Genomic DNA, 12,374 nt, shown 5'->3' on the forward strand with positions numbered 1-12,374 from the left:
CCTTCGGGTCATGCGCAGAACGCTTTCACGCTCTCTTCCACGCATCGCGTTCTGCATCGCCGCGGCGACACTCGCGAGCGCCTGCATGCGGTCCGGCTCCGGCGATCTTTCGGCAAGCGCCCCGCCAAGCGCCATGTCACAGGACCAATGGCGCGAGCAGGCCGATCGTTGGGGAAAGCGCTATGACGAGGCGCCAGGCGAGCGCGCCGCTTCGCTCAACTATGCTCGCGCGCTGCGCGCGATCGGGCAGAGAGCGCAGGCGGTCGCCGTGCTCGAACAGGCCGCTGCGCGCGCGCCGAACGATCTGGAGGTGCTCGGCGCCTATGGCCGCGCACTGGCGGACGCAGGCAAGCTGCGCGAGGCGCTTGGCATCCTCGAACGCTCGCATCTGCCTGAAAGGCCCGACTGGCGCGTTCTCTCGGCGCAGGGCGTGGTCTCCGACAAGCTCGGTGAGCACGAGGCCGCGCAGGGCTATTATCGTTCCGCGCTGAATCTCATGCCGAACGAGCCCTCCGTCCTTTCGAATCTCGGCTTCTCCTATGCGCTCTCGCGCAAGCTGACAGAGGCGGAATCGACCCTGCGCCAAGCGGCGCAGAATCCGCGAGCCGATTCCCGCGTGCGACAGAATCTCGTCGTGGTTCTTGGCCTTGAGGGCAAGTTCGACGAAGCCGAGACGCTGGCGCGCCAGGACCTCTCGCCCGAAGACGCCGGCCAGAACGTCGCTTATCTCAAGAAGCTTGTTTCCCAGACCAATAACTGGGCGAAAATCAAGCAGGGCCTGCAACGCTAGACGGACGGCTCGACGCTGGCGTTCCTGTTTCCGACCAGATCACGACGCATTTTGATTGAATCAATCAAAATGCGGGAGCATGATCGATTCCAAAAGTTGAGAGCATGGCTTTTGCAGCGCGAAGCCTAGCGTTCGCCGCGGAAAAACCGGTATCTACTTTTTTGCGCCATGCTCCCGAGTCATACTTCAGTCAACAAGCTACTCAAAGTGAAGCGTCAGCGGCGCGAGCAGGCGGGGCGTCGCGAAAGCCAATTACTTCCAATGGAAAACCTGGATGCCCGCCGGCCCAAGAATGACGACGAACAGCACCGGCAGGAAGAACAGAATCATCGGCACGGTTAGCTTCGGCGGCAGTGCAGCCGCTTTCTTCTCGGCTTCGTTCATGCGCGTATCGCGAAATTCCTGCGCGAGAACGCGCATCGCCTGACCGACGGGCGTGCCATAACGCTCCGACTGGCCAAGCGCCGTGCAAACCGCCTTCACCGAATCGAGACCCGTGCGTCGCGAGAGATTCTCGTAGGCCTGCCTTCGCTCGGAGAGATACGAAAGCTCCGCTGTCGCCAGCATGAACTCCTCCGCAAGCGGAATGGACTGGTTGCCGACTTCCTCGCTCACCTTGCGGAATGATTGCTCGATCGACATGCCTGACTCGACACAGATCAGCAGCAGATCGAGCGCATCAGGGAAGGCGCGCGTGATCGAAAGCTGGCGTTTGGAAATCGTGTTCGAGAGATAGAGTTCAGGCGCTTTCAACCCGATAAACGCGGCCAGCACGCAACCGCCGAGCCTCACCGGCATGGAATACTTCGTCGTATCGAGGAGGAAAAAGACATAGAGGACGGCCAGCGCCATCACCGCGATCGGCGCCACAAAACGGAAAAACAAAAAGGTGATTTCCGCCTGCTGGCCCCGATAGCCCGCCATCTGCAACCGATTCTGGGCGCCTTCCGCATTCAGCCAGTCACGCAGCTTCAGGCGGTTGACGAGGTCGAGCATATAGGCTTTTGGCGCCACTCTCAGGCCGCGCTTCTCCGCATCCTTCTCAAGGCGCGCACGCTCACGCGCGCGGATTTTTTCGCGCTCGATCGAGACCGCTTTTACGCGCTTCTTCAAGGCATCGCCCTCAAGCAGCGGCGTTGCGATCGAAATGATCGTCGCGGCCACCGCGATAGCGCTCGCAATCATCAGAATGAACTGCGGGTCCGTGATCCTGCTGTAAAGTTGATCGAACAGCATAGCGCGCTCAGAAGTCGAATCGGATCATCTTGCGCATCACCATGATGCCCAGAAACATCCAGAAAAGCCCGGCGGCGATCATGATCTTGCCGGTCATGGTGGTGAACAGGACCACCATATAGGACGGCGTCGTCAAGGTGACGAGGCCAGCGACGATGAAGGGCAGCGCGCCGATAATGGCGGCGGACGCCTTCGCCTCCATGCTCATCGCGGAGATCTTTCCCTTCATTTTCTTGCGTTCGCGAAGCACGCGCGAGAGATTGCTAAGCGCGTCCGCGAGGCTGCCGCCCGTCTTCGACTGAATCTGGATCACGATGCCGAAGAAATTGGCTTCGCTGGTCGGCATGTTCTTATAGAGCTTGCCGCAGGCTTCGCCAAGGCTAAGGCCGATCGATTGAGCTTCAATGATCTTCCGAAACTCCGACTTCACCGGCTCGGCTGTTTCGATCGAGATGATCCTGAGACAATCGCCAAGCGGCAGGCCGGATTTCACGCCACGGACGATGATGTCCACGGCGTTGGGAAATTCGTCTTGAAATTTTTTCATGCGGCGGCTGCGCAGAAACATCAGATACCAAAGCGGAAGGGCGGCGCCTGCCGCGACGCCGGCCAGAACACCAAGAAACACGTTTTTCACGCCTATGCTGGCGACCGCCGCGATAATCACGCCAACGATGATCGAAACGATGATGTATTGCTTCTTGCTCCAGCTCAGGCCCGCATGAGCGATGCGCATTTCCAGCGTTAGCTTCTTTTCGGCGCGTTCCTTCTTTTCGATTTCCTTGAGGCTCTGAGCAATCGCGTCACGCCGACTGGCGCCGGCCGCACGATCCACGCGGCGCTTCGCCGGCTCCGCAGCCGTTATCGCCTTGTGGCGCTTTTCGCCGCGGATGTCGCCTGAGAGATAGGGATAAAGCAGCGCATAGGCGACGCCGCCGGTAGCGGCCATGGCCAGAAAAATCGCTGCGATAGCGGTCGGAGTCATGGGGGCGATCCGGCCATCTCACGCCAGTTCGGGCTTGAGGGCTTCAAGGCTGTCCAGCGCGGCCGCGAGCCGCCGCTCCTCGCCATAGTAACGCGCGCGCTCCCAGAATCGTGGTTTGCCGATGCCGGTCGAAACGTGACGGCCGATCACCTTGCCGTTCGCATCTTCCCCCTCGAGCTGATAGAGGCAGATATCCTGAGTGATGATCACGTCTCCCTCCATCCCCATCACCTCGGTGATGTGGGTGATGCGGCGAGAGCCGTCGCGCAGGCGCGACGCTTGCAATATCACGTCGATCGAAGAGGTCATCATCTCGCGGATGGTGCGGGACGGCAGCGAGAAGCCGCCCATCGTGATCATGGATTCGATACGCGACAAGCATTCGCGCGGATTGTTGGCGTGCAGCGTTCCCATTGAGCCATCATGACCGGTATTCATAGCCTGCAGCAGGTCGAACGCTTCGGGTCCGCGGACTTCGCCGACGATAATTCGCTCAGGACGCATACGGAGACAGTTCCTGACCAGATCACGCATCGTGATCTGGCCCTGCCCTTCCAGGTTTGGCGGGCGCGTCTCCAAACGCACCACATGAGCCTGCTGAAGCTGAAGCTCGGCCGCGTCTTCGCAAGTGATGACGCGTTCATCATCGTCGATATAGCGGGTCAGGCAGTTCAGCAGCGTCGTTTTGCCAGAGCCGGTGCCGCCTGAGATGACGACATTGCAGCGCACGCGCCCGATGATCTTGAGAATCTCGGCGCCGGCTGGCGATATCGCGCCGAACTTCACAAGCTGCTCCAGCGTGAGCTTGTCTTTCTTGAATTTGCGGATGGTGAGCGCAGGCCCATCGATCGATAGCGGCGGCGCGATCACATTGACGCGCGAACCGTCCGGCAAGCGCGCGTCGCAGATCGGACTCGCTTCGTCAACACGACGGCCGACCTGGCTGACGATGCGCTGACAAATATTCATCAACTGCGCATTGTCGCGAAACTTGACGTTGGTGAGCTGAATCTTGCCGCTGACTTCGATGAAAGTCCGTTCCGCGCCGTTGACCATCACGTCGGCGATATCATCGCGCGCCAAAAGCGGCTCGAGCGGCCCGTAACCAAGGACATCGTTACAAATATCATCGAGGAGCTCTTCCTGCTCCGCGATTGATAGCACGAGACTCTTGAGCGCGATGATTTCATTGACGATGTCACGAATTTCTTCGCGAGCGCTCTCAATATCAAGGCGGGAGAGCTGGGCGAGATCGATCGCTTCGATCAAGGCCCCGAAAATCATGCTTTTGGTCTGATAGTAGTCGTCGGACTTGGCGCGCGCAGGCGCGATCTCCGCTGGCGCGGCGCGCGGCGTCGGCGCGGGAGTCGCAGCGGCGACTGGCGCGCTCGGCGCATTCGCAACGAAGCTCGCGGCTCCGCCTGTAGCGGTTCTTCGTCCAAACATTGCTTACCGTCAGTCTTGAGGCTCGTTTGAGCTTTGCGAACTCACGCGCGTTTCATTTTTTTGAGTAAGGGAGCCAGGAAGCTGGCGCTCGCCTTCGCAATCGGCTGCCGGCCCAGCGCAGCCGTCGCCAGCTTCGCAAAGGAGTCAGGAACCTTACCGTTGCGTTGAACTTCCATGATCATGCGGCCATTGTTCAACGCCGATCCGAACAGATTTGCGTCGAATGGAATCGTCGCGACCGGTTCGATCTCCAGCACCTTGGCGAAGTCGCTCAATGGCAGCTCCGGTCGTTTGGGCATGCCAATCTTGTTGACCACCAGCTTCGGCGGCCGATCATTCGGGCGCGCCTGCTTAAGAGCACCAAAGATATTCTTTACATTGCGGAAGCTGGCGAGATCGGGCTCCGCGACAATGATCACTTCATCGGCGCCGATCGCGACGCGACGCGACCAGGAAGTCCAGAGATGCGGAACGTCCAGCACCACGCATGGCGTCGAGGAGCGGAGCACATCGAGAACGCCATCGAACGCCGTTTCCTGCAGATCATAAACACGATCAAGGAGCGCGGGAGCGGCGAGCAGGCTGAGCTTGTCCGAGCATTTCGCCAGGAGGCGATCGACGAGATTGGCGTCGAGGCGATCGGGAGCGAACACCGCGTCGGCGATTCCTTGCGGCGGATCCTGGTCGAAGTCGAGCGCGGCCGTTCCGAAACCAAGATCCAGATCGACGATGACGGTATTGACATCCTCCGCCGTCGATGCGGCCCACGCCAGATTGTGCGCCAGCGTGGAAGCCCCAACTCCGCCTTTGGTCCCCATCACCGCGATCGTGCGGCCGACCGTCTCGGCTCCTTCCACGGTGTAGAGATTCGACGCCGCCTGGATGAATTCCAGCGTCGTCATCGGGAGGATCAAATAATCGCTGACGCCGCGCTTGGTCAGCTCGCGATAGAATCCGACATCGTTGATCGGACCGGCGATCATGACGCGCGTGGCCGCATCGCAGAGGTCGGCGAGCTGATCGAGATAGCTGAGCATCTGTTCGCCGTTCGCCCCGCTCTCGATCACGAGGAGGTTGGGCGTCGGCGCGGATTTGTAGGCGTTGAGCGCCGCGAGAGCGCCGCCCATGTTCACCTTGACATGTGCGCGCGTCATCCGCCGATCGAGCATCGACTCCTCGATGACCGCCGACAACGCGGGTGTTTCGCAAAAGGCTTGAACCGATATGCGCGGCAGCGGCGCGATGACGACATCGGCCGGCAGTTCAAACGGGTCCGCGTCAGGCTGCGGCGCGATGTCGAGCGCGTCACGCATCAGTTCGCTCCGACGCCCTGGCTGATAGCCGTCGCCTTGGTCTTGTATTCGGTCGATGGATCCTGACCATCGCGTTGCTTGCCGATCGCGTTGACGCGACGCGTCGTGTCGATCGCGTCCTCGGTGCGGCCGCGAACCAGATCGAGCGGATCGGCGACCTGATTCGCCAGCATGCTTTGGTAGGCGCAGCCGTAGTTGTAGTAGGGCTCGCTGTTCCAGCTCCGCGTGCCCTGGAAGCCGACAACGTCATGCGGCCACTGGCCGCATTTGGTCGCGACTCTCGCCTTGAGCTTGGTGTAGACGACGCGAATAGGCTGCTCTTCCGGCGAGCCTTCGACACGATAGGTCGATTGCCTCACCCCCGTCACGCCGGCGCTCGCGAGCGCGGCGCGAACCAGCGCGACCTTGCGATGCGGGGCGCCATAGGGCCCTGTCGGCGCCAGTATCGCCATCTGACCCTGGCCATTCATGCGGTAGTCGTTGGCAGCGGCTCTCAGTTCGAGAGTCTGTCGCAGATCCAGCTTTGAGCTGACGCCGCGCACGAAGATGTCGATGCCTTCCTCCGCGGGAGCGACGACGATCGGATGGCGATCCTGATATTCAATCGGAGTTGAGGCCGTATATTGCGGCGCCTCCCTGGCGCAGGCTGCGGCGAAAGCGCCTATCCCCGCCGCCAGAATAAAGCGCGTGAAAGAAAGCGAGTTCAAGCGCATCTTTTTCGTCTCAGAGGTTGGCGGGCGCGATGTGATCGGCATGATTCAGTCCGCAATAAAACCAACATGACCGCGATAGCGCCCCCCGTCGTTCGGAGCGCCGGCGACGCCGTAGATTCGATTGAGGCGACCCATAATCGTCGTTTGGGGGTCCTTGGCCTCCACGAAACCTTCGTCCGGGCGCGGCAGGTTTGACGCCGAAGAGGGCTTCGCAATGAAGGGGGTCACGATCATCATCAGCTCGGTCTCGGACTTCTGATAATCGCGCGAGCGGAACAGGGCGCCGAGGATCGGCAGATTCATCAGCGCCGGCGTGCCATTGATCATCTGCTTCTGCTGATGCTGGATCATGCCGGCCGCGACGAGCGATCCGCCTGAAGGCAATTCGACTGTCGTGTCGGACTTCCTGACCTTGAAAGCCGGCACAACAGTCGTGTTGAATTTGAAAGAGTTTTCAGCGTCGATCTCGGTCACCTCGGTCGCCACGCGGATGCTGATGCGGCCAGCGGAAAGGACGATCGGCTGGAACACCAGCGCGACGCCGAACGGTTTGAACTGGATGCCGATCTGACAGGATTGAATTGAGGTCCCTGCCGTGACCGAGCAGGTTTCACTCTGCGGCACCGGCACTTCTCCACCAGCCGTGAACTTGGCGGTCTCGCCCGAGATCGCCGTCAGCGTCGGTTCAGCCAGAGTCCGCAGCACGCCTGCGCGCTCAAAGGCTCTCACGCTGAAATTCGTCGCGCCGTTGGTCCCGCCGGTGATCCTGCCGCTTGTGGGATCCTGAAGCTGGAGAGGAAAGGTGTTGTCGGTGACCGCATTCAAGGCGAAATTTCCGACCTTCCAGTCGCCATTGATATTGACGCCGAGCTGTTTGAGAACGGAGCGCTGCACTTCCGCGACGGTGACTTTCAGCATCACCTGATCCTTGCCACGAATCGTCAGCGAATTGACGACCTTGCCTTCGACCGCCTGGCTGCTGCCGATGCTGATCGACGTGCCGCCGCCCCCGCCCGTGCTCGCCGAGCCGCCGCCGAGGGACGACGTGCCGATGAAGCCCTTGGCGATGTCGAGCGCCTGCGCCGCCTCCGCAGCCGAATCAACCGAACCGCTCAGCACGATCGAATCGCCAACCGGCACGACCGTGATCTCGGCCGTGGGCATCGCGGTCTTGAGCAGCTTGCGCAGGAGATTCATGTCGCGGCCGATGGCGATCTCGGCGGTGGCGATCTGGCGTCCTTCCTGGTCAAGGATGAACATCGAGGTGGCGCCGTCGGCGAGACCGATCACAAAGATCTTGCGCGACGACCGGACGACGGCGTTCGCCACCTTCGGATTGGCGACGAACACCTCCTTGGCGTCACGCGGAAGGTCGAAGATGAACGATTTGCCGATGCCGAGTTCGATCTTTCGCGCGACCGATCCGTCGGGGCCAGGCCTTACGATCGTTGGATTGACTTCCGTTTGCTGAGCGAAGCCGGCATGGGGAAGCGCCGCGATCGACAGCGTCACGATCACGCCGACAAGCGCCGCCCGGAGCGCCGCCTCGAGCACGATGCGCGGAATGAATTTCAACATTGGCGCGTTACCTTCCGGCCTGATTCGAGACGCCATAACGAACAATCGAGAGATTGTTTTCGCGTTCAGGCCCGGCGCTCGGCTGCTCCTGCCTGTCGACCATGCTGCGTAGCGCCAGTGAAATCGTGCCCTGTTTCTGCGCCAGCGCGACGACTTCTGTTTGCTTGGCGTCGAGTTCGAGCGTCGCAGTTTCGCCGGTCACATACTTCTGACCATCGGCGCTTTCTTCGACCTTCTGTCCGATCGCGAGCACACGGATATTGGTCAGGATAGTCTCGGTCTCGTAGGCTTCCGTCCCGGTCGCCTTCGAAGCCGCCTCGTTGCGAGACGTGCGCAGCACATCGACGCGATCGTTGGGCAGGATAAAACCGCCGGCGCTGGTGCTGCCGCGATTGTCGATCGAGACCGCGAGCGCGCGCATGCCTGTCGGCAAGATGGCCGACATGAAGCCGGGCGCGCCATTCGGCTTGATCAATTTCTCCGCGCGAATCGGCTCGCCGTCGAGCATCGCGACCCGCACGATCGAATTGGCGAACTCCGTCTTCGCGTCCGGCTTCTCGCTGCGGCGGATAAGATGGGGCGATTTCGATTCAGCCGGCCAGGCGCGCCATTCGAGCTGCTCCGCCTTGGCGATCGACCCGACCGGAAGATCGGCAGCGGCGACCAGGACGTCGACAGTGTTGGCGGCCGCCGGCGGAGGCGCCGCGACGACGACAGGCTTCTCCGGCGCGGGAGAACGGCTCACCAGAAAGGCCGCGATCAACCCGGCGAACAGGGCGATGCCGAGGATCGCAAGGCGTGCCGTGCGCTGCATGAAACCAATCCGTGACGAACCACTCAACCGGAGAGGATTCGATCAGGGAAAGGTCAATGTATGGTTAACCGAACGTATCCAATCGTTTCGAAAAGCAGCGGATTAACCGCCGAGCGCGAGGCGCCAGATATCCGTCTGCGGATAAACGATGAGACCGCTGAACGCGAGAGCGATGCCGTAGGGGATGCCTGACTTCGCGCTGTGAAGGCGGCGGGACCAGCCCCACCCGGCGACAATCGCCGGAAGAGGATAGTTTCGCGCCTTTAGAAGAAACAAGGTCAGCACGCCGCCAGCCATCGCGGTCACGAGAACATAGTCGAGAAGCCCGCTGAAGCCGAGCCACAACGCGGTCGCGGACGCAAGCTTGGCGTCGCCGCCGCCCATCCAGCCGGCCGTAAACATCCCGAACGTGACGATCAGAACCAAAAGGGCGGCGAGCGTATGGAAGCCGATCATCTGCCAAGGCAACCCGATCAGAGCGGCGATCGGAAAGAAGCCTGCGATCAGCAGGAGAGAGACGCGATTGGAAATCGTCATCGTGAGCATGTCGCTCACGGCGGCGTAAGCCAGCAACGCGGGGAAGAGGATGAGAAGCGTCCAGTCCGTCATGATGATCAAGGCCCCGCCTGTGACGCGTCAACCCGGAGATTTGAAATGTTCACTTCGGGAAAGCGTTGGCCACAGCGGTGTACATCGCCGCCACTTGCCCGCCCAGCGCTGTCACCGCCCCCACGATCGCAAGACATATCACGGTCGCGAGGATGCCATATTCAATCACGGTCGCGCCGCGCTCATCACGCCGGAACCGGCGGATATGTCGCGCAAATCTCCGCTGAGGCATTGTGTTCTCAGGATAGGCGCAAGCAGAAGATGCGGGGCGATCTTCCAACCGCCCCGCATCCCCACCAATGCTTTGCTCAGCCCATGCCCGCAAGCTTGGTCGCGACGCGCTGGAAGAGAGCGCCAATCTCCGAACCCAGCGCCGTGGCGCCGGTGATGATGGCAAGCGCGATCAGAGCGGCGAGCAGACCGTATTCGATCGCGGTGGCGCCGGACTCGTCCTTGGCGAAACGCGCAAAAATCTTCGACATGTTGATGACTCCTGTTGTGACACCTGCTGCGGTTGCGACGCGGCGGATCTTGTCGCCCACCCGCTTGAACCGTGGGCCGGACCATAGGAGGCACAAATTGCGCGACGGTTAATTCGATCGCCGACTCATCAATATTTCGGCAGTTTCCGCGATAGCGTTAACAGTTATTCTACGGGAACGGCAAATTTCATCTTTGTGCGGGCTGCATATACTTGCAGTTATCAGAGCTATATCGCGAGTACATAATAATTAATACATTGTAATTACGATCGCCTCTCAAGATTACGAGCCTGTCTTTTGCGAAGTTATCGCTCAAACTACTATTTGCTTCATTTCACACCATTGTTCTGCAAATTCGCGCAGGACGCCCCCCGGCGATCAAGCTTGTCTTCCTTGCGATCTCAACGCCGGAAACGCGCATGGCCAAGACGGAAGTGCTGATCGAAAGCCGGATTAGCGGCTTGTTCACCATTCCGGTCCAAATTCGACGAAGCGCACGTCATCGGCGCCCCATGTGAGAGAGAGTAATGCCGCACTCCGGCCGCGCCATCGGAATTATCCTGGCGGCGACGCTGTTCGCCGCGGGCGCCGCCCAAGCCGCAGACGAGGTCGTGTCGGTCGTGCTCAATCAGGCGCGCATCCTGCGGCTGCCCGAAAAGGCGCGAACCATCGTCATCGGCAATCCCATGATCGCTGACGTGACGATGCAGAAGCACGGCAACCTCGTGCTGACGGGGAAAGGGTACGGTTCGACTAATCTCATCGCTCTTGATGACAAAGGCGCCATCGTCGCCGAATCCCGCATCAGGGTAGAGGCGGCGCAGGACTCGACCCTGGTCGTCCTGCGCGGCATGGAGCGGGAATCCTATTCCTGCTCGCCGCAGTGCCAGCCGACATCCACGCTCGGCGACAGCAACAAATTCTTTGAAGAAGCCGGCAACCAGATCGACAAGCGCAACAATTGGGCGTCGCCCAAGTGAGCGCCCCGCGCCGATAGTTAAGAAAGCATTTCAAATTCTTCTCATCTTTCGCGCGCAGGGATAACCCGCCGGAAATCTTTGCATCTTATCTATATGGGCCGGAATTTGGCGCGCCGTTCGTACGGAGGCGCCGCGGAACCCAGACGATGTGCGCAAGCCGCCCCATGTTCTCCCGATGCGCCATCCGGCTCCGAGCGTGGTTCCGGTCGCCGCGAACAATCGCTGGCGATCAGCGCGGCGTGACATCCATCGAATTCGCCATGATCGCCGTGCCCTTCATTGGCCTCTTGTTCGCGATTGTCGAAACCGCCTTGCTGTTGTTCACCAATCAGGCGCTCGACACCGCGCTGCAGGACACCTCTCGCAAGATCATGACTGGCGAGGCGCAGAACAGCGGCATGACTGCGGCCCAGTTCAAAAATGCGGTTTGCGCGATCGCAACTTTCAACAACTGTTCCAGTGCGCTGTATGTCGACGTCAAGAGCTACACCTCGACAGCGCCGGTTCCAACATTGCCGATCACCAATGGCGTATTTGATCCGTCGCAATTCACCTTCAATCCCGGATGCCCGAACCAGATCGTCGTGGCGCGCGTGGCGATGCAATACCCCGTCTACTCGACGCTGTTCGGCGCCGGCCTGCAGCAATTGTCGAACGGAGAGCGCGTGATGATGTCGACCGTCAGCTTCCGCAATGAGCCATACGTCACGTCGAATTCCGGTTGCAGTTAGGCGGATCGAGCGAGGGATAAACCAGTTATGCGCTTTGCTTCCAGCCTGAGAACCGTGCTGAAAGATCGCCTCACGCTCTTCCGCACCGCGCGTGACGGTGTCGCAGCCCTCGAATTCGCCATCATCCTGCCTTTGATGCTGACCATGTGGCTCGGCACTTTCGAGGTCGGCCAGGCGATCGCAGCAAATCGCAAATCGGTGCTGGTCTCGCGCACCCTTGCCGACCTCACGGCGCGCGCCACCACGATCAGCAACAGCGATATGGCGAACATCTTCGCGGCGACTGCTGCGGTGATCTATCCCTTCTCGTCGGCCGATCTCGGCATGCGCGTCACGAGCGTAAAAAGAGACAGCGCCGGAGCGAACAAGGTGGTGTGGAGCAGCGCCAGCGGACCTGGAATGAGCGCGCTTGGAGTAGGCGCGAGCGTGACTTTGCCAACCGGCATCCTGACCGCCGCCAACCAGACGGTCATCATGGCGGAGGTCAAGTTCTTCTATAAATCGCCAACGGGCTGGGTCCTTTCGTCGCAAGCCCTCACCCTTGAAGACAAGACGCTCATGGTGCCGCGCCAGGTCACAGAGGTGACGCGCACCTCGTAATCGTGAGAGCGGCGCGTTCCTCACAGACCCGGAAGCCGCTCTCTCAATTTGCTGTCGCGACCTCTCTGCGGAAAACCGGCTTCGACTTTTCAGCAGT

At 60.6% G+C, this 12,374-nt stretch carries 14 protein-coding genes; 4 read left to right on the plus strand and 10 right to left on the minus strand.

What is annotated here, in order from left to right; genetic code table 11:
• Positions 1–10: 10 nt before the first annotated feature.
• Positions 11–790: a tetratricopeptide repeat protein gene (locus L8F45_RS21100; protein WP_342359814.1), complete on the plus strand. Its 780-nt coding sequence runs from the start codon at positions 11–13 to the stop codon at positions 788–790.
• Between the two features lie 252 nt (positions 791–1,042).
• On the opposite strand, the gene L8F45_RS21105 is transcribed toward L8F45_RS21100, so the two are convergent.
• The 10 genes from L8F45_RS21105 to L8F45_RS21150 all read right to left on the minus strand — a co-directional run bounded on the left by L8F45_RS21105 (position 1,043) and on the right by L8F45_RS21150 (position 9,966).
• Positions 1,043–2,026 (minus strand): type II secretion system F family protein, encoded by a 984-nt coding sequence (locus L8F45_RS21105; RefSeq protein ID WP_342359815.1) that lies wholly within the window; start codon positions 2,024–2,026, stop codon positions 1,043–1,045.
• Between the two features lie 7 nt (positions 2,027–2,033).
• On the minus strand, positions 2,034–3,011 hold the full coding sequence (locus tag L8F45_RS21110; RefSeq protein WP_342359816.1) for a type II secretion system F family protein: 978 nt from the start codon (positions 3,009–3,011) through the stop codon (positions 2,034–2,036).
• Between the two features lie 18 nt (positions 3,012–3,029).
• Positions 3,030–4,457 (minus strand): TadA family conjugal transfer-associated ATPase, encoded by a 1,428-nt coding sequence (locus tag L8F45_RS21115; RefSeq protein WP_342359817.1) that lies wholly within the window; start codon positions 4,455–4,457, stop codon positions 3,030–3,032.
• A 41-nt stretch (positions 4,458–4,498) separates the two neighbouring features.
• A complete protein-coding gene (locus L8F45_RS21120; protein WP_342359818.1) occupies positions 4,499–5,770 on the minus strand; it encodes a CpaE/TadZ family protein in 1,272 nt (423 codons plus the stop codon).
• Complete coding sequence (locus L8F45_RS21125; protein WP_342359819.1) at positions 5,770–6,477, minus strand: CpaD family pilus assembly protein; 708 nt, start codon at positions 6,475–6,477, stop codon at positions 5,770–5,772. The genes L8F45_RS21120 and L8F45_RS21125 overlap by 1 nt, the downstream gene beginning before the upstream one ends.
• Positions 6,478–6,528: 51 nt before the next feature.
• The gene (locus tag L8F45_RS21130) at positions 6,529–8,061 is read right to left on the minus strand and encodes a type II and III secretion system protein family protein (RefSeq protein ID WP_342359820.1); all 1,533 of its coding nucleotides are present in this window, start codon (positions 8,059–8,061) and stop codon (positions 6,529–6,531) included.
• Positions 8,062–8,068: 7 nt separating this feature from the next.
• On the minus strand, positions 8,069–8,875 hold the full coding sequence (gene cpaB, locus L8F45_RS21135; RefSeq protein WP_342359821.1) for a Flp pilus assembly protein CpaB: 807 nt from the start codon (positions 8,873–8,875) through the stop codon (positions 8,069–8,071).
• A 102-nt stretch (positions 8,876–8,977) separates the two neighbouring features.
• Positions 8,978–9,484, minus strand: coding sequence for an A24 family peptidase (locus tag L8F45_RS21140; protein ID WP_342363526.1), 507 nt, complete (start codon positions 9,482–9,484; stop codon positions 8,978–8,980).
• Between the two features lie 49 nt (positions 9,485–9,533).
• On the minus strand, positions 9,534–9,716 hold the full coding sequence (locus tag L8F45_RS21145; protein ID WP_342359822.1) for a Flp family type IVb pilin: 183 nt from the start codon (positions 9,714–9,716) through the stop codon (positions 9,534–9,536).
• A 76-nt stretch (positions 9,717–9,792) separates the two neighbouring features.
• Complete coding sequence (locus L8F45_RS21150; RefSeq protein ID WP_342359823.1) at positions 9,793–9,966, minus strand: Flp family type IVb pilin; 174 nt, start codon at positions 9,964–9,966, stop codon at positions 9,793–9,795.
• A 527-nt stretch (positions 9,967–10,493) separates the two neighbouring features.
• Here L8F45_RS21150 and L8F45_RS21155 point away from each other — a divergent pair.
• From L8F45_RS21155 to L8F45_RS21165, 3 genes are all read left to right on the plus strand, one after another.
• Positions 10,494–10,946, plus strand: a complete 453-nt coding sequence (locus tag L8F45_RS21155; RefSeq protein WP_342359824.1) for a pilus assembly protein N-terminal domain-containing protein — start codon at positions 10,494–10,496, stop codon at positions 10,944–10,946.
• Between the two features lie 239 nt (positions 10,947–11,185).
• A complete protein-coding gene (locus L8F45_RS21160; RefSeq protein ID WP_342359825.1) occupies positions 11,186–11,677 on the plus strand; it encodes a TadE/TadG family type IV pilus assembly protein in 492 nt (163 codons plus the stop codon).
• 27 nt (positions 11,678–11,704) lie between these two features.
• Complete coding sequence (locus L8F45_RS21165; RefSeq protein ID WP_342359826.1) at positions 11,705–12,277, plus strand: TadE/TadG family type IV pilus assembly protein; 573 nt, start codon at positions 11,705–11,707, stop codon at positions 12,275–12,277.
• Positions 12,278–12,374: the final 97 nt, after the last annotated feature.

The sequence above is a fragment of the Terrirubrum flagellatum genome (assembly GCF_022059845.1).
GTDB lineage: Bacteria > Pseudomonadota > Alphaproteobacteria > Rhizobiales > Beijerinckiaceae > Terrirubrum > Terrirubrum flagellatum.